This is a genomic window from Rhizobium sp. BK491 (genome assembly GCF_014194925.1).
GTDB lineage: Bacteria > Pseudomonadota > Alphaproteobacteria > Rhizobiales > Rhizobiaceae > Rhizobium.
Genome location: NZ_JACIAR010000001.1, coordinates 1018731 through 1036078 on the forward strand (window position 1 = coordinate 1018731; position 17348 = coordinate 1036078).

Here is a 17348-nt window from a genome sequence, read left to right on the forward strand (position 1 = left end):
GGCTTTCGCCCCTTCCCTCCCGGCAGTCAACGTTTTTCTGAGGCGTTCTCAGGCTTTCTGCCAGATAGCGCGACTTTCCGATTCCGAAAGAGCTCAAGAGCGCGGGTCGTCCGACAGCAATGCCCAGCGCTCGTGGTCGCACCAAACGCCGCCGATCTTCAGATATTTCGGCGAGAACCCTTCCTTGCGGAAACCCAGCCGCTTGACCAGCGCGATCGAGGGATGATTGCCCGGCTGGATATTGGCCTCCAGCCGATGCAGACCGACCGCGTCGAAGGCGTGGGCGACCGCCAGCCGAACCGCCTCCGTCATGAAGCCCTGGCCAGCAAATCCGACCATGCCATGATAGCCGAGAAAGGCGCTGCGGAAGCCGCCCCACACCATCTGGCTGATATTGACGACGCCGACAATCCCGCCGGAGCCCGGATCGCGTGCTACGAGACCTATATTCGGGCCTGTCACCGTCTGGCCGAACCATGCGTCGAAACCCTCGCGATCGAGGAATGGATAGGCCCAGGGCACATGATGGGCGCGGCTGGCGATATTGGCGGCGATCAGCTCGTCCGCATCCGATTGCCTGACAGGCGCGATGATCAATTGCAGCATAGCTCGCTCCGTCCTTGTTCGGAAGCGAGCCTTAGCAAATCGAATCCGAAATCAAAAGCTTCGCTGAAAGAGCGGAATCATTTTCCGAACCGCTTCATAGCGAAGATAAAGTCCGCCCCAGGCGATCACGCCGAGATAAACACCGAACAGCAGATGCGAGAAGATCGGACTGCCGACCCTCAGATGCGCCGCAATCGCCCCACCGAGCAGACCTGTCAGCAGGATTGCGCCGAGGACCGACGTTCTCGGGATCGCATAGAGAATGGCGCAACCGAGCGTGATGACGCCAAGCAGCCGGGCGAGCGCCGGATCGGCCGAATAACCAAGCCCCGCCATCGTCTCCGTCACCACCGGCAGCGGAACGAGCTTGATCACGCCATCGAACAGCAGGAAGGCAATGACCAGTCCGCTAAGGATCGTGCCCGCCACGCGCTGAGCCCGCGTAACCGAAGGCAAAGATGAATCGACTGCATAAGACATCGTCGTATCCCCCGGAATTGAATCGGAAATTCAGATTCTGGCTGCCAGTGCCGCGAGCTGCTCGGCGCACTGGCCCCATCCCTGATGGAAGCCCATCTTCTCATGCGCTTCGCGATCTTCAGCCGACCAATGCAGGACAGTCGCGGTGTAACGGGTCTTGCCGCCAACGAGATCGTCGAGTTGGATCGTCACCACCATGAAAGGCTTGGTCGACGGCACCCAGGCGCTGGCGAAGGCGTCGGTGAAGACGATCCGCTCATTCGGAACGACTTCCAGATAAACGCCGTTGCCCGGATAATCCTCCCCCTCGGGGCTGCGCATGGTAATCGAGCTTGAACCCCCGGCTCGAACGTCTACGCTGGCGGCCGACACTGTCCATGGCAGCGGCGCAAACCATTGCTTCAGAAGCTCCACTTCGGTCCAACAACGGAAAATCTTCTCGCGCGGCGCATCGATGACGCGGGTCAGGGAAAGCTCGTGGCGCTGGTGCTGCTCAGTCATATCTTGTTTCTCCCTGCTGTTTGACGCGGCCTGTTCGGCCTATACCTTAATGACGTTCGAGACTGCCGTTTCCCGACAGCACAGACGCAAATTTTTTGATTATTTTGCAGCCGCAAAAGCATCCGCGCTCAGACGATCGAGCTGATAACGAATATGAGCTGCTTCAGCGGGCGAACGGGCGAGCGCGATCGCCCTGTCGAAGGCGACGTGTGCCTCCTGCGAGCGGCCCAGTTGTGCAAGCAGGCCACCCCTGACGCCATGAAAGTAGAAATAGCTATCGAGCTGTGCTTCCAGCGTTGCAATAAGCGCCAAGGCGGCCTCCGGCCCATTGAGCTTCGAGAGCGCAACCGACCGATTGAGCGTGACGACGGGAGAAGGCGTCAGCCGCTCCAGCATCTGGTAGAGAAGGTCGATCTCTTCCCAGTCCGTATCCTCAGCCCGCTTTGCCCGGCAATGCAGCGCTGCGATTGCCGCCTGAACCTGATAGGGGCCGGGCCGGCGATGGCGGATCGCCTTGTCGAGGAGGGCCAGCGCCTCATCAATTGACGTGCGATCCCAGAGCGAGCGATCCTGATCTTCCAGAAGGATGATCTGTCCATTGGCATCGAACCGCGCCGCCTTGCGCGATTGCTGCAGGAGCATCAGCGCCAGCAGCGCCATAGTTTCCGGCTCGGAGGGAAAGATCCGCAACAGCAGCCGGCCAAGCCGGATCGCCTCGTCGGCGAAGGCGGCCGCCTCGCGATGCGTCCCTCCGGCCGAATAGCCTTCGTTGTAGATGAGGTAGATCATGGCGCTGACGAGCGTCAGCCTTTCGCTCCGCTCCACCGCGCCCGGCGTCTCAAAAGGAACACCTGCTGCGGCGACGCGCGCCTTAGCCCTTGTAATGCGCTGCTCCATCGCGCTTTCGCTGACGAGGAAGGCGCGGGCAATCTGCTGCACCGAAAGGCCGGAAACGATGCGCAACGCCAACGCGATCTGTTGCGTTGCCGGCAGATCCGGATGGCAGCAGATGAAGAGCAATCGCAAAATATCATCGCGATATCCGGAGCCATCGAGCCGCTCGGCAAGATCGCTTTCGGCATCGCTCGTATCGGAGATCGTCTCCTCATCCGGCAGGCTCTGCAATTTGGCCTGCTTTCGCACGGTATCGATACCGCTATTGCGGCCGACGAAAATCAGCCAGGCGACGGGATCGCGCGGCGGTCCCTTATCGGGCCAGGTCTTCAAGGCCCTGAGGCAGGCCTCCTGAAAGGCCTCCTCGGCGGTATCGAGATTGCGGAAATAGCGCAAGAGCGCACCCATCACCTGTGGCCGGGCATTGGTAAGCGCGATATCGATCCAGGCAATGTCGGTCATGTTGCAACAGCTCCCGGCCGGAAGACGTAAAGCGGACGGATTTCATAGGAGCCGACGCCGGGATTGGCCGCGGCAAGCTCCTTCGAAAAACCGATGGCTTCGTCGAGGGTTTCGAAATCGACCACGTAGAAACCGAGCAACTGCTCCTTCGTTTCAGCGAAGGGACCGTCGATCACGATCGGCTCGTTCTTGCCCTTGCGCAGGGTCGTTGCTGCCGTCGTCGGCATCAGCCGTGCCACGGGCCCTAGCTTGCCAGCCTTTGCCAGCGGCTCCTGCACGGCAATCAACCGTGCCATTGTCGCGTCTTCCTGTTCCTTAGACCAGGCAAACACGGTGTCTTCGTCGTTGTAGCATAGGATCGCGTAAAGCATTGAGATTCCCTTCTCCCTTTAAAGACGAAGGAATATCACCTGCACCGACAGGCTACGTCAAAAAAATATGGAAGAGGGCGTCAGGAGTTTCCGCACCGGATCGCCCGGCAAGCGCAGCGTCAGCCGCAGATTGACCGTTGGCGAGCCCTTATCTCAAGAATTGATGACGGCCGCAGCCGTTAGCGGTGCCGGCCGCTTGCCCTGGGCATCGGCTTCCACCGTCCGGCCGGCCCCCGTTTTGCCCTTCCATAAAGGTAGACCGATCGATTGCGACACGGCTGGGTCGCTTGTAAATACCGGATAGCCGCGCTCGAGAAGCCGCTCGAGAACCTCTCGGTCCTTGCGCACATGCAGCCGCGCCAGATTTTCCTGATTATAGACGTGCCCGCCGGAATCGGGATTGATGCCGGTGATGATGACTTCGGTCGCGCCGTTATAGATCGCGAAGAGCACGGCATTTATACCGTTCGAGCATTTGTCGTCCGCACCGAGCTCGCTGCATTTCACCCCGCCGACGCGGTCGAGCAGCGCCATGCGCTTGTAGCGATCGACGATCTCCAGCTTGTCGTAGCTGTAATTGAACTTCCGCAACCCCTCTTCCAGCCGCTCGCGCTCCTTCCGCCAGAGCAGGACGTAGAGCATCTTGGTCCGTTCGCCGTTCAAAACGCGGCGCACCTCGACGGCATTGGTGTTCGTGCCTTCGATCTGGTTGAACTGGACGAGCGTCACGTCGGGCGCCTCGATCCCCCAGGCCTTCGTCACCATCTGCGAACCGTTGATGGTGATAACCTTGAAGCTTTCATCGAAATCCACCGGCTTGTTCGAAACCGGCGCCGAGCCGACCACCAGAACAGGCCCATCGAACCGCTCGGCGAGCATCGGCGGCTTCGGCCGGGTCAGATGATATTTGATCTGCCGATAGTAATGTTTTTTCAGTTCAGAAAATTGAGCAGCCATTATTCGCTTTATCGTCTCTCGAGAAGGCGTCCGCCCTTAAAAGGCGCGGTCCGGCGAAACGTGGCCCGCAATCTTCCCCGAGCCACGAACAAGACGAGTATCGCTGCGCGCACTTATATAAGCAAAATAAAGAAATCTTACACGGCATAACCTGGGGTGAGCAGTCGATGAGTACCGATCACCTCTACCGTGTACTCAAGGTGCGCGAGACCGCGTTCTTCCAGCCTTTGAGCTTCGCATTTCGGGTCTTGGCGTCCATATCAGGCTCGAAGCGCTTGTCGCGTGCCCAGGCCTTGGCGAAACCGGCGCGATCCGGCCAGACGCCGGCGCGGCTGCCAGCAAGCCAGGCGGCGCCCAGCGCGGTCGTCTCGAGGATCGTCGGGCGATCGACCGGTGCGTCCAGCAGATCGGCAAGCCGCTGCATGGTCCAGTCGGAGGCGACCATGCCCCCGTCGACGCGCAATACTGTCCCTTCCCCGTTGCCGTTGCGCCAATCCCTATGCATGGCATCCAGGAGATCGCGCGACTGATAGCAGACGGCCTCCAGCGCCGCTCGGACGATTTCCTCAGGTCCGGTATTGCGCGTCAGCCCGAAGATCGCGCCGCGCGCATCCGGGTCCCAATGCGGTGCGCCGAGGCCGGTAAAGGCCGGCACCAGATAGACCTCCTGCAGCGGATCGGCTTTGGCCGCCAGTTCGCCGGAATCCGAAGCGCGCTGGATGGCCTTCAGCCCATCGCGCAGCCACTGTACCGCAGCGCCAGCAATGAAGATCGAGCCTTCGAGGGCATAGGTCGTCTCGCCATTCAGCCGATAGGCGATGGTGGTCAAAAGGCGATTCTTCGAGCGCACCATGTCCGCGCCGGTGTTGAGCAACGCGAAGCAGCCGGTGCCATAGGTGGATTTCATCATGCCGCGTTCGAAGCAAGCCTGGCCGATCGTCGCCGCCTGCTGATCGCCGGCAACGCCGAGGATTGGGATTTCAGCGCCGAAATGCGTGACCTCCGTGACGCCGAAATCGGCGGCACAATCCTTGACCTCAGGCAGCATGGCAGCGGGAACGCGCAGGATATCGAGCAGCTCCTCGTCCCATTCGTTCGCGCCGATATTATACATCAGCGTCCGCGAGGCATTGGTGGCGTCGGTGACGAAGCTCCTGCCGCCAGTCAGACGCCAGATCAGGAATGTATCGACGGTGCCGAAGCAAAGCTCGCCCTTGGCAGCGCGGGCACGCGCACTCTTCACGTTGGTGAGCAGCCAGGACAGTTTGGTGCCGGAGAAATAAGGGTCGAGCAGCAGGCCCGTGCGGCGAGTGAATAGCTTTTCTAGGTCCTGGCGCTTGAGCTTTTCGCAATAACCCGCCGTGCGGCGATCCTGCCACACGATGGCATTATGGATTGGCTTGCCGGTCTCGCGATCCCATACGACGACGGTCTCGCGCTGATTGGTGATGCCGAGGGCAGCAATATCCTTAGCGGTGATGCCGGCGGCTTCGATAGCCTTGCGGACGGTGACGAGAACGGACGACCAGATTTCTTCCGGATCGTGCTCGACCCAGCCGGGCTTCGGATAATGCTGGGTGAATTCTTTCTGCCCGACACCGGCAACCTTCATCTTGCCGTCGAAAACGATAGCCCGCGTCGACGTCGTTCCCTGATCGATCGCCAAGACATAACCGCTCATGCATTCCTCCCGCCTGTTGCATCCCGAAGCAACAGATACGCGAGCAAAACGAATGTGAAAAGAAAGCAAAACGAAATTTTTTCGCTGAAGGCTACACTTTCCGGTTCACGGCATCGTGGCCAAAGGGCTGGCAGCATTACGATTGCCATATCCGCGGGTTTGGGACTAGGCTGAAACGGTTTTGCACTGCAGCAGGAAGCTGCGCTGTCCAAGGAGAAGATCATGGCAAGAACAGTTGTCGTCACCGGTTCCACAAGCGGTATCGGCCTCGCCATCGCGGCCGCCTTCGCCGCCAAGGGCGATAACGTCGTCATCAACGGCTTCGGAAAGCCCGAGGAAATCGATGCGATCAAGGCGAAGCTCGAAGCTTCCGGCGGCGGCAAGGTGATCTATCATCCGGCTGACATGACGAAGCCCGCCGAGATCGCCGATCTGATCGCGACTGCCAACTCCACCTTCGGCAGCGTCGATGTCCTCGTCAACAATGCCGGCATTCAGCATGTCGAGAAAATCGAGGATTTCCCGATCGAGAAATGGGATCAGATCATCGCGATCAATCTCTCCAGCTCCTTCCACACCATCCGCGCCGCCATTCCGCTGATGAAAGCGAAGAAATACGGGCGCATCATCAACATCGCCTCGGCGCATGGCTTGGTCGCCTCGCCCTTCAAAGCCGCCTACGTCGCGGCCAAACATGGTATATTAGGCCTGACCAAAACGGCGGCGCTCGAGCTTGCCGAATTCGGCGTGACGGTGAACGCCATTTGCCCTGGCTACGTCCTGACCCCGCTTGTGGAAAAGCAGATCCCGGACACGGCCAAGGCACGCGGGATGACCGAGGAGCAGGTCAAGAACGAAGTCATCCTCAAGGCCCAGCCCACGCATGAGTTCGTCAAGGCCGAGGAAATCGGTGCCCTGTCGCTCTACCTTGCGAGCGACGAGGCGCGCCAGGTGACCGGCACGCATGTCTCGATTGACGGTGGCTGGACCGCGGAATAACCATTGACGGTTAGGGCCGGATTCGCGTGAGCGCCTCCGGCCCCGCAAAATGGACAATAAACGGGAACGACATGAGCGACAGCATCCGCTTTATCCTCAACGGCGAGGATATCATTCTATCCAGCCTGCGCCCCACCGAGACGCTGCTCGACTTCCTGCGTCTCAACCGGCGGCTGACGGGAACGAAGGAAGGATGCGCGGAGGGCGATTGCGGCGCCTGCACGGTGCTTGTGGGACGGCTGATCGATGGCGGGCTGTACTATGAATCCGTCAATGCCTGCATCCGTTTCGTCGGCTCGCTGCATGCGACCCATGTCGTCACCGTCGAGCATCTTGCAGCTCAAAATGGCACGCTTCACCCAGTGCAGCAGGCGCTGGTCGATTGCCACGGCTCGCAATGCGGTTTCTGCACGCCGGGCTTCGTTATGTCGCTCTATGGCCTCTGGCTGACGACGGAAAAGCCGAGCCGGGCGCAGATCGAAAAGTCGCTGCAGGGCAATCTCTGTCGTTGCACGGGGTATGAGCCGATCGTCAAGGCCGCCGAACAGGTGAGCCAGAAGCGGCCGAGCGCGCTCTTCGATCCGCTCGAAAAGACCAGGGCCGATATCATCGCCCGCCTCTGGGCAATGCAGGGTGGCGATACCATCGAGATTTCCGAGGGCGAGGATCGTCTCATCGTGCCCGGTTCAGTATCGGCACTGGCGCAGGTGCTTGCCGACGAGCCGACCGCGACCGTCGTTGCCGGGTCGACCGATGTCGGCCTCTGGGTCACCAAGCAGATGCGCCGGCTGAACCCGGTCGTCTTCATCAACCATCTGACCGATCTGCAGAAAATTACCCTTGAAGATGCAGGCCTGACCATCGGCGCCGGCGTCACCTACAGCCGCGCCTTTGCTGTTATCGCCGAAAAGATCCCCGCTTTTGCCAACCTCATCAACCGTATCGGCGGCGAGCAGGTGCGCAACATGGGCACGATCGGCGGCAATATCGCCAACGGCTCGCCGATCGGCGACACACCCCCGCCGCTGATCGCCCTTGGCGCAACGGTTAGGCTGCGTTCGACGGCAGGCACGCGCAACCTGCCGCTCGAAGATTTTTTCATCGATTACGGCAAGCAGGACCGCAATCCCGGCGAATTCGTCGAGAGCATCTTCGTGCCCTATCCGGCCAAGGATGCGCATTTCGCCGTCTACAAGATCTCCAAGCGCCGTGACGAGGATATTTCGGCCGCCTGCGGCGCCTTCCATCTGTCACTGGATTCAGCCGGTAATGTCGCAGATATCAGCATCGCCTTCGGCGGCATGGCCGGTACGCCGAAGCGCGCTCGCACCGTCGAGGCGGAATTGATCGGCAAGCCGTGGACGGAAGCAACCGTCATGGCCGCACGCAACGCCTTCGACGCCGATTACACGCCGCTCACCGACTGGCGCGCCTCGGCCGAGTATCGCCAGCTGACTGCCAAAAATCTTCTCATCCGCTTCTATCTTGAGACATCAGGCGCGCCGCAGGAATTGAGACGCTTCGAGGTGCTGGCATGATGACGGATTTCGGGTTTATCCGACCGTATTTCTCAGGCACGGCACGGCACTTTTCGCCGGATGACGGCAGCCGCTTCCTTCCCCCTTCTCCCCTCGGGGAGAAGGTGCCCGAAGGGCGGATGAGGGGGTTACACGGCAAAGAGCATGCTTCCTTTTATCCAGTCTCAGGACACGCATCGCTTCGCGATGCATCCCCCTCATCCGGCCTGTCGGCCACCTTCTCCCCACTGGGGAGAAGGGGAACCCTGGAGGCTTGAAGCATGGACAAATCCACCTTCGAAGAGCGCAAGGTTGTCATCAACGGCTCGATGCATGGCTCGCTACGCCATGACTCCGCGCACAAGCACGTCACCGGAGCCGCCGATTATATCGACGATATTCCCGAACCCGCCGGGCTGCTGCATGGCGCGCTCGGCCTTTCCGACCGTGCTCATGCCGAGATCGCCGGCATCGATCTCTCGGCCGTCAAAGCCTATCCCGGTGTCGTCTGGGTCTTCACGGGGGCCGATATTCCCGGCGTCAACGACACCAGCTCCAACGGTATGCATGATGAGCCGCTGCTCGCCGAGACCAAGGTCGAATTCCACGGACAGCCGATCTTCGCTGTCATCGCCGAGACCCGCGATGCCGCCCGGCGTGCCGCGCGCCTTGCCAAGATCGATTATCGCGACCTGCCGCATTGGAGCGATATCGATGGCGCGCTCGCCAATGGCGCACCGCTCGTCTACGAGCCGATGACCCTGAAGCGCGGCGAGCCCGAAACCGAGATGGCGAATTCCAAGCATCGGATCAAGGCGCAGATGCGCATCGGCGGTCAGGAGCACTTCTATCTCGAAAGCCATATCGCCATGGCGATCCCCGGCGAGGACGATGAGGTTGCCGTCTGGTCGTCGACGCAGCATCCGAGCGAAATCCAGCACATCGTCGGCCATGTCCTGAACATCCCGTCCAATGCTGTGACCGTCAATGTGCGCCGCATGGGTGGCGGCTTCGGCGGCAAGGAAACGCAGGGCAATCAGTTTGCGGCGCTCGCAGCCCTCGCCGCCAAGAAGCTCGGGCGTGCCGTTAAATTCCGGCCCGATCGCGACGAGGACATGAGCGCCACCGGCAAGCGGCACGACTTTCTCGTGGACTACGAAGTCGGCTTCGATGACGAGGGCCGCATCCACGCCGTCGACGCCACCTATGCCGCACGCTGCGGCTTCTCCTCCGACCTTTCCGGCCCGGTCACCGACCGCGCGCTGTTCCATGCGGATTCCAGCTATTTCTATCCGCATGTGCATCTGGTTTCGAAACCACTGAAGACGCATACCGTCTCCAACACCGCTTTCCGCGGCTTCGGCGGCCCGCAAGGGATGGTCGGCGGCGAGCGCATGATCGAGGAGATCGCCTATGCGCTCGGTAAGGATCCGCTCGAAATCCGCCGCGCCAATTTCTACGGCCAGCCGGGCTCGGGCCGAACGCTGACCCCCTATCACCAGGAAGTCACCGACAATATCATCAACCGCGTCGTCGACGAGCTCGAACAGAGTTCCGACTATCAGGCACGGCGCAAGGAGATCATCGAATTCAACCGTTCCAGCCGCTTCATCCGCAAGGGCATCGCGCTGACGCCGGTGAAATTCGGCATCTCCTTCACCATGACCGCCTTCAACCAGGCAGGCGCGCTGGTGCATATCTATCAGGATGGCTCGATCCACCTGAACCATGGCGGCACCGAAATGGGCCAGGGCCTCTATGTGAAGGTGGCGCAGGTTCTGGCCGATAGTTTCCAGGTCGATATCGACCGCGTGAAGATCACCGCGACGACTACAGGCAAGGTGCCGAATACATCGGCGACAGCGGCCTCCTCCGGCTCCGACCTGAATGGCATGGCAGCCTATGACGCTGCCCGGCAGATCAAGGAAAGGCTCGTCGCCTTTGCGGCCGAAAAATGGGGTGTCGGTGCCGAGGAGGTACAGTTTCTGCCAAACCGCGTGCGTGTCGGCGAAGACGAAATCCCCTTCCCCGATTTCGTCAAGCAGGCCTATTTCGCCCGCGTCCAGCTCTCGGCTGCCGGCTTCTACAAGACGCCGAAGATCCATTGGGATCGCAAGGCCGGCCGCGGCACGCCCTTCTATTATTTCTCCTATGGCGCCGCCTGCTCGGAAGTGTCGATCGATACGTTGACGGGCGAATACCTGATCGACCGCGCCGATGTCCTTCATGACGTCGGTCGCTCCCTCAACCCCGCGATCGATATCGGCCAGGTCGAAGGTGCCTTCGTGCAGGGCATGGGCTGGCTGACGACGGAGGAGCTCTGGTGGGATGCGAAGGGCCGGCTGCGCACGCACGCGCCGTCCACCTACAAGATTCCGCTCGCTTCCGACCGTCCGAAGATTTTCAATGTGCGGCTGGCGGAATGGTCCGAAAATACCGAGGCCACCATCGGCCGCTCGAAGGCCGTGGGCGAGCCACCTTTCATGCTGCCGATCTCGGTGCTGGAGGCACTATCGATGGCGGTCGCCAGCGTCGCGGATTATCGCATCTGCCCGCGCCTCGATGCGCCGGCGACACCGGAACGGGTGCTCATGGCGGTCGAGCGGCTGAAGGGGATGTGATTGTCCTTCTCTGGGCTTTCACTCCCTACCCCCTACAACAGTCGGCAGTCTTCATAACGCGGCTCCCGCCCATCAAGAAATCCAAGGTCCCGCTTCAGGCGGTCCGACATCTCATCAAGATCGAGATGCGGCGACGGCTCCGCGTGGCTGACAAAGGCCTGCGTCACCGATTCCAGAAGACGAGCCAGAATGCTTGGCCTTGCGGTTTCCACCTGTTCCACGACATAGCAATCCATGACGATACCTCAGTCAGATCAACGATATGAATTGCAGTCTGGCGCGAAAAATGCTGAAATTCCAATCGAACTATCGTCTGCATACATAAAGAGAACTTATCCATGAAATTGTCCATGCGCTTTCCGCTGAATGCGCTCCGCGTCTTTGAGGCCGCCGCCCGGCACGGCAGTTTCACGCGGGCCGGCGAAGAGCTTGGCATGACACAGACGGCGGTCAGCTATCAGATCAAGCTGCTGGAAGAGACTTTGGGCGAGCCGCTATTCCTGCGCCGCCCGCGGCAGATCCTGTTGACCGAAGCGGGAGAGCAGCTCGCGCCGAAAGTGGCTGAAGCCTTTGCCCTGCTACAGGAGGCCATGGCCTCGATCAGTGGCGATGCCGAGACGACGCTGCGCATTCATTCGACACCCACCTTCGCCTCGCAATGGCTGGCTCGTCATGTCGGCTCGTTTCAGCTCAAGCATCCCAATATCGCGGTCCGGTTGGATACCTCCGGCTCGATCATCGACTTCGCCCGGGAGCCCTCCGATATCGCCATCCGCCACGGGCGTGGTCAATGGCCGGGACTACGTGCGCACCTGCTGATGAAGGTTTATTTTACGCCGATGCTAAGCCCGGCGCTTGCGGAGACGATCGGCGGCATACACGAACCGGCCGATCTCCTGAAGCTCCGCATCATCGACGCAGGCGACCCATGGTGGGCTCAATGGTTTCAGGAAGCCGGTGTTCCAGACCCTGGCCTTCAGGGCCGGCCGCGCAGCAGGCTCGGCGCCCAGTCCTTCGAGGCGAGCGCGGCATTGGCCGGTCAGGGCGTCGCCATCCTGACCCCGGAATTCTATGCGGATGATCTCGCTTCCGGCCGGCTGATCCAACCCTTTGATATTCTTTCGTCCGACAATACGGACTACTGGATCGCCTATCCGGAAAACAGGCGTCATACGCCGCGAATCCGCGCCTTCAGGGATTGGCTCCTCTGCGAATTCGGCATGCCGCTGGAATAGCGCTCAGTAATCCATGTCGGGCGCATAAAAGCAACGCGGGGTGTTCTCGTCCGGAAACAGACAGAGATGATAGGCTCCGTCCGGGGAGCGCATCGTCTTACCCTGCGGCAGATTGAAGATATGCGCGTGCGTTACATAGCGATGGTCGCCAGGATTGAGCGTCACTCGATAGCCGCCGGGCACGATGGTGACGGTGCGCGACGGAATCATCTCGCAATCGCCCGTCTTGCTGTCGCCATTGCAGCAATAAGGGTCGTAGGACCAGCCGGAGGGCGCATCGTGCGCCAGAGCAAAGGTTGCTGAGAGAAGAAAAAATACGAACGCCAGAATACCACGCATGGGCAATTCTCCGTCGAAAAAATAGACGGCTGCCGCGGACACGGCCCGCTCCAAGCAGCCAAGGGCATTCTATTAAATAACTGCCATAATCTGATCTAATGCGCCCCGGACGCTAGACAAGACTGCTGCTTTTTACCGGCACATCAAACACCCCTCTTCCATCCGCTCTCAACATTCTGCAAGGTATCGAGTCGGAGGAAGAAAAAAGGGGAACTGAATGTATGAATACGCCATAGCGTGGGAATGGCTGGCCTTTGCTGCCCGCTGGTTCCACGTCATAACCGCCATTGCCTGGATCGGTTCGTCCTTCTACTTCATCGCGCTCGATCTCGGACTGGTGAAGCGCCCGCATCTTCCGCCCGGCGCCTATGGCGAGGAATGGCAGGTTCACGGCGGCGGTTTCTATCACATCCAGAAATATCTCGTGGCTCCCGCGCAGATGCCGGAGCACCTGACCTGGTTCAAATATGAGAGCTATTTTACCTGGCTATCCGGCTTCCTGATGCTGTGCATCGTCTATTACGGCGGCGCCAACCTCTTCCTCATCGATCGCCACGTGCTCGATGTCAGCGTTCCCGTCGCGATCCTGATTTCGCTGGCGTCGCTCGCCATCGGCTGGATCATCTACGACCTGCTGTGTAAGTCGCCGCTCGGCAACAACACCTGGGGGCTGATGATCGTGCTTTATGCCGTCCTAGTCTTCATGGCCTGGGGCTATACGCATCTCTTCACCGGCCGCGCCGCCTTCCTGCATCTCGGTGCTTTTACCGCGACGATCATGTCTGCCAACGTCTTCATGATCATCATCCCCAACCAGAAGATCGTCGTCGCCGACCTCATCGCCGGCCGCACGCCGGACCCGAAATATGGCCGCATCGCCAAGCAGCGCTCACTCCACAACAACTACCTGACGCTGCCCGTCATCTTCTTCATGTTGTCGAACCACTATCCGCTGGCCTTCGGCACGCAGTTCAACTGGATAATCGCAGCGCTGGTGTTCCTGATGGGCGTCACCATCCGTCACTGGTTCAACACCACGCATGCGCGCAAAGGCCGCCCGACCTGGACCTGGATCGTCACGATAATTCTTTTCATCGTCATCATGTGGCTCTCGACCGTTCCGAGGGTGCTGACTGGCGAGAAGGAAGCGAACGCAGTCGCTCCCGCCTTCCAGCAATTCGCCTCCGACGCCCATTTCCCAGCGGTCAAGCAGATGGTCTCGACGCGCTGTTCCATGTGCCATGCGGCCGAACCCGTCTATGAGGGGATTGTCCGCCCGCCGAAGGGCGTAACGCTGGAAAATGACGCGGAAATCGCTATGCATGCCCGGGAGATCTATATCCAGGCCGCCCGCAGCCATGCCATGCCGCCCGGCAACGTCACCGACGTCACGCCGGAGGAACGCAAGCTGCTGGTCGCCTGGTTCGAAAGCTCCATCGGAGAAAAGAGCCAATGACCACCCTTCTGCGCGGCCGCCTGCTTTCCTTCAAGCGCCTGCCGCAAAGCCTTGATGATACCGACAGCTACGCTTATGAAAGCGATGGCGGGCTGCTGATCGAAAACGGCCTGATCGTCGCGACGGGCCGCTATGCCGAAATCAAGGCGCAGGCGCCGGAAGGTGCAACCGAAATCGACCATCGGCCGCATCTGATCCTGCCGGGCGTCATCGACATGCACCTACATTTCCCACAGATGCAGGTGATCGCCTCCTACGCCGCCAACCTTCTGGAATGGCTGAACACCTATACATTCCCCGAGGAATGTCGCTTCGTGGAAAGTGCGCATGCGGAGCGTATCGCCACGCATTTCTATGACGAGATGATCCGCCACGGCACAACAACGGCCGTCGCCTACTGCTCTGTGCACAAGACCTCCGCCGACGCCTATTTTGCCGAAGCCATGCGCCGCAACATGCGCATGGTGGGCGGCAAGGTGATGATGGATCGCCATGCCCCGCAGGGCCTGCTCGATACGCCCGAAATGGGCTACGACGAGACCCGCCAGGTGATCGCTGACTGGCACGGCAAGGGCCGCAACCATGTCGCCATCACCCCACGCTTCGCCATCACCTCCACGCCGGCGCAGATGGAGGCAACGGCCGCGCTCGCCCGCGAATTCCCGGATCTGCATATCCAGACACATCTTTCCGAGAACCACGACGAGATCAAGTTTACCTGCGAGCTTTATCCGGACGCGATCGACTACACCGATATCTACGCGCATTACGGTCTACTTGGACCGAAAAGCCTGTTCGGCCATGCGATCCATCTTTCCGAGCGCGAAGCCGACGCAATGAGCGAAGCCGGTGCCGTCGCCGTGCATTGCCCGACCTCAAACCTCTTCCTCGGTTCCGGCCTCTTCCCGCTGAAGGCGCTGGCTCGCCGAGAGAAACCCGTTCGCATCGGTGTCGCCACCGATATCGGCGGCGGCTCCAGCTACTCCATGCTGCGCACCATGGACGAGGCCTACAAGATCCAGCAACTGCTCGGCGAGCGGCTGAACCCGTTGGAGAGCTTTTATTACATGACCCGTGGGAATGCCGAGTCTCTCTCCCTCGTCGATAAGATCGGCACGCTCGACTCCGGAACCGAAGCCGATCTCATCGTCCTCAACGCAGCCGCAACCCCGGCCATGGCGCTGAAGATGGAGGTGACGAAAAGCCTCACCGAAGAACTGTTCCTGTTGCAGACCATGGGTGACGACCGCGCCGTCGTCGAGACCTATATCGCCGGACAGCCGATGAAATCGACCCTGCAATGAGGCAATCCGAACCCACCTCCGTATAACTATTCAGAAGGCAAAGAGCCATGACCGCGCCGCTGACCATCGCCGAACTGAAGACGCTCGCGCAGCGGCGCGTGCCGAAAATGTTCTTCCAATATGCCGATTCCGGTTCGTGGACGGAGTCGACTTATGAGGCGAACGAGGCGGATTTCGCCAAGATCAAGCTGCGCCAGCGCGTCCTCGTCGACATTTCCGACCGGTCGCTGGCGACCACGATGGTCGGCCAAAAGGCCTCGATGCCGGTGGCGCTGGCGCCGACAGGGATGACCGGCATGCAGCACGCCGATGGCGAGATTCTGGCCGCGCGCGCGGCCGAGGAATTCGGCATACCCTTCACACTGTCGACCATGAGCATCTGCTCGATCGAGGACATCGCCTCGGTGACGAAGCAGCCCTTCTGGTTCCAGCTCTACGTGATGAAGGATCGCGATTTCGTCCTCGATCTCATCCATCGCGCCAAGGCGGCAAAATGCTCGGCGCTGGTGCTGACCGCCGACCTACAGATCCTCGGCCAGCGCCACAACGATATCCGTAACGGATTGTCGGCTCCACCGAAAATGACGGCGAAAAACCTTTGGCAGATGGCGATGCGACCGGGTTGGTGCATGGGCATGCTGAAGACGAAGCGCCGCTCCTTCGGCAATATCATCGGCCATGCCAAGGATATTTCCGATATGACGACGCTGTCGCACTGGACGCATTCGCAGTTCGACCCCAAGCTTTCCTGGAGCGATGTCGCCTGGATCAAGGAGCAATGGGGTGGCCCGCTGATCATCAAGGGCATTCTCGATGTCGAGGATGCAAAAGCGGCCGTCGATACCGGCGCCGACGCCATCATCGTCTCCAATCACGGCGGTCGGCAGCTCGATGGCGCCCATTCCTCCATCAGTATGCTGCCGCGGATCGTCGATGCCGTCGGCGACAGGATCGAGGTCCATATGGATGGCGGCATACGCTCAGGTCAGGATGTGCTCAAAGCCGTGGCACTCGGCGCCAAGGGCACCTTCATCGGCCGCCCCTTCCTCTATGGCCTCGGCGCCATGGGCAAGGACGGGGTGACGCTCGCGCTCGAGATCATCCGCAAGGAGCTGGATATTTCCATGGCCCTCTGTGGCAAGCGGGATATCAAGGCCGTGGATCGGTCGATTCTGGCTGATTTCTAACGCAGCCAGCCCGTCGCAAGACCGCTCGCCCACTCCTCGCGGCCGTTCCGCGCCGCGAGCTTCGCCATCGCCATGTGATCATAGGCGACCTGCCGGAAGACCGGCAGCCAATGATCACCAGTCTTTTCCAGAATGGCGTAAGAAGCAAAGGGATGGCCGGCTTCCACCTTATGAAAATAGGGTAGATCATCGTCATAGGCCGGGCAGCCGACACTGCCGGGATTGACGATCAAGCGCCCATCGGAAAGCCTGACGGCACGCGGAATATGGGTATGCCCGCACAGGATGAGCGGAAGATCGATGCCGGCAGCCAGCGCCTCGATCTCTTCCAGAGGCTTCAGATAGACCTGACCGTCCGTAGAGACGGATTCGAGCCAATAGACATTGTCATCAGCCGGTGTCGCGTGGCAGAGATAAGCCTCATCCAGATAAACTGTGCTGACCGGCAAGGCGCGCAGCCATTCAAGGTGACGTTCCGTCAATTCAGAATGCGCTGCCCGATCTGAAACATGCATCGCCTCCGGCGCCAGTTCGATCAGATAGCGGTCGTGATTGCCGCGCACCGTCGGCGCATTCAATTCCAGCAGCATGTCCGCCGTCTTGCCCGCGGTAAGCGGGCCGCTGAAGCAATCGCCCAGATTGACGATATTGGTGATGCCCTGTCTGCGGATATCCGCAAGCACCGCCTCGAGCGCTAAATGATTGCCGTGGATGTCCGCAATAGCTGCAAAGCGCATG

At 60.3% G+C, this 17348-nt stretch carries 17 protein-coding genes; 7 read left to right on the forward strand and 10 right to left on the reverse strand.

Annotated features, from left to right (window positions below; genetic code table 11):
• Positions 1–93: 93 nt before the first annotated feature.
• The 7 genes from FHX05_RS05075 to glpK all read right to left on the reverse strand — a co-directional run bounded on the left by FHX05_RS05075 (position 94) and on the right by glpK (position 5952).
• Positions 94–606, reverse strand: a complete 513-nt coding sequence (locus FHX05_RS05075) for a GNAT family protein (RefSeq protein WP_183870848.1) — start codon at positions 604–606, stop codon at positions 94–96.
• 51 nt (positions 607–657) lie between these two features.
• Positions 658–1086: a DoxX family protein gene (locus tag FHX05_RS05080; RefSeq protein ID WP_183870849.1), complete on the reverse strand. Its 429-nt coding sequence runs from the start codon at positions 1084–1086 to the stop codon at positions 658–660.
• 30 nt (positions 1087–1116) lie between these two features.
• Positions 1117–1587 (reverse strand): SRPBCC family protein, encoded by a 471-nt coding sequence (locus FHX05_RS05085; RefSeq protein ID WP_183870850.1) that lies wholly within the window; start codon positions 1585–1587, stop codon positions 1117–1119.
• A 99-nt stretch (positions 1588–1686) separates the two neighbouring features.
• The gene (locus tag FHX05_RS05090; protein ID WP_183870851.1) at positions 1687–2943 is read right to left on the reverse strand and encodes an RNA polymerase sigma factor; all 1257 of its coding nucleotides are present in this window, start codon (positions 2941–2943) and stop codon (positions 1687–1689) included.
• Entirely contained in the window at positions 2940–3314 is a 375-nt protein-coding gene (locus tag FHX05_RS05095; RefSeq protein WP_015340707.1) for a YciI family protein, read from the reverse strand. The genes FHX05_RS05090 and FHX05_RS05095 overlap by 4 nt, the downstream gene beginning before the upstream one ends.
• A 153-nt stretch (positions 3315–3467) precedes the next feature.
• Complete coding sequence (locus FHX05_RS05100) at positions 3468–4271, reverse strand: membrane-anchored protein (RefSeq protein ID WP_112604735.1); 804 nt, start codon at positions 4269–4271, stop codon at positions 3468–3470.
• Positions 4272–4455: 184 nt separating this feature from the next.
• Complete coding sequence (gene glpK, locus FHX05_RS05105; RefSeq protein ID WP_183709373.1) at positions 4456–5952, reverse strand: glycerol kinase GlpK; 1497 nt, start codon at positions 5950–5952, stop codon at positions 4456–4458.
• 222 nt (positions 5953–6174) lie between these two features.
• Between glpK and FHX05_RS05110 the strand changes: the two genes are divergently transcribed.
• From FHX05_RS05110 to xdhB, 3 genes are all read left to right on the forward strand, one after another.
• A complete protein-coding gene (locus FHX05_RS05110; protein WP_183709371.1) occupies positions 6175–6951 on the forward strand; it encodes a 3-hydroxybutyrate dehydrogenase in 777 nt (258 codons plus the stop codon).
• Positions 6952–7022: 71 nt separating this feature from the next.
• On the forward strand, positions 7023–8489 hold the full coding sequence (gene xdhA, locus FHX05_RS05115; protein WP_183870852.1) for a xanthine dehydrogenase small subunit: 1467 nt from the start codon (positions 7023–7025) through the stop codon (positions 8487–8489).
• Positions 8490–8749: 260 nt separating this feature from the next.
• Positions 8750–11089 carry a xanthine dehydrogenase molybdopterin binding subunit gene (gene xdhB / locus FHX05_RS05120; RefSeq protein ID WP_183870853.1) on the forward strand — a complete coding sequence of 780 codons (2340 nt, stop codon included), beginning with the start codon at positions 8750–8752 and terminating at the stop codon, positions 11087–11089.
• A gap of 32 nt (positions 11090–11121) precedes the next feature.
• Here xdhB and FHX05_RS05125 read toward each other — a convergent pair whose 3' ends face one another.
• On the reverse strand, positions 11122–11325 hold the full coding sequence (locus FHX05_RS05125) for a hypothetical protein (RefSeq protein ID WP_112604720.1): 204 nt from the start codon (positions 11323–11325) through the stop codon (positions 11122–11124).
• 102 nt (positions 11326–11427) lie between these two features.
• Here FHX05_RS05125 and FHX05_RS05130 point away from each other — a divergent pair, with 102 nt between their 5' ends.
• A complete protein-coding gene (locus FHX05_RS05130) occupies positions 11428–12324 on the forward strand; it encodes a LysR substrate-binding domain-containing protein (RefSeq protein ID WP_183870854.1) in 897 nt (298 codons plus the stop codon).
• A gap of 3 nt (positions 12325–12327) precedes the next feature.
• Here FHX05_RS05130 and FHX05_RS05135 read toward each other — a convergent pair whose 3' ends face one another.
• On the reverse strand, positions 12328–12663 hold the full coding sequence (locus FHX05_RS05135; protein WP_183870855.1) for a hypothetical protein: 336 nt from the start codon (positions 12661–12663) through the stop codon (positions 12328–12330).
• 217 nt (positions 12664–12880) lie between these two features.
• Here FHX05_RS05135 and puuD point away from each other — a divergent pair, with 217 nt between their 5' ends.
• The 3 genes from puuD to FHX05_RS05150 are packed head-to-tail and all read left to right on the forward strand — an operon-like array spanning position 12881 to position 16610.
• Positions 12881–14119 carry a urate hydroxylase PuuD gene (puuD, locus tag FHX05_RS05140; protein WP_183870856.1) on the forward strand — a complete coding sequence of 413 codons (1239 nt, stop codon included), beginning with the start codon at positions 12881–12883 and terminating at the stop codon, positions 14117–14119.
• Positions 14116–15423: a guanine deaminase gene (gene guaD / locus FHX05_RS05145; RefSeq protein WP_183870857.1), complete on the forward strand. Its 1308-nt coding sequence runs from the start codon at positions 14116–14118 to the stop codon at positions 15421–15423. Before puuD ends, guaD begins: the two co-directional genes overlap by 4 nt.
• A 47-nt stretch (positions 15424–15470) precedes the next feature.
• The gene (locus FHX05_RS05150) at positions 15471–16610 is read left to right on the forward strand and encodes an alpha-hydroxy acid oxidase (protein WP_183870858.1); all 1140 of its coding nucleotides are present in this window, start codon (positions 15471–15473) and stop codon (positions 16608–16610) included.
• On the opposite strand, the gene FHX05_RS05155 is transcribed toward FHX05_RS05150, so the two are convergent.
• Positions 16607–17347 (reverse strand): metallophosphoesterase family protein, encoded by a 741-nt coding sequence (locus FHX05_RS05155; protein ID WP_183870859.1) that lies wholly within the window; start codon positions 17345–17347, stop codon positions 16607–16609. The two genes, FHX05_RS05150 and FHX05_RS05155, sit on opposite strands and share 4 nt — an antisense overlap.
• Position 17348 lies beyond the last annotated feature (1 nt).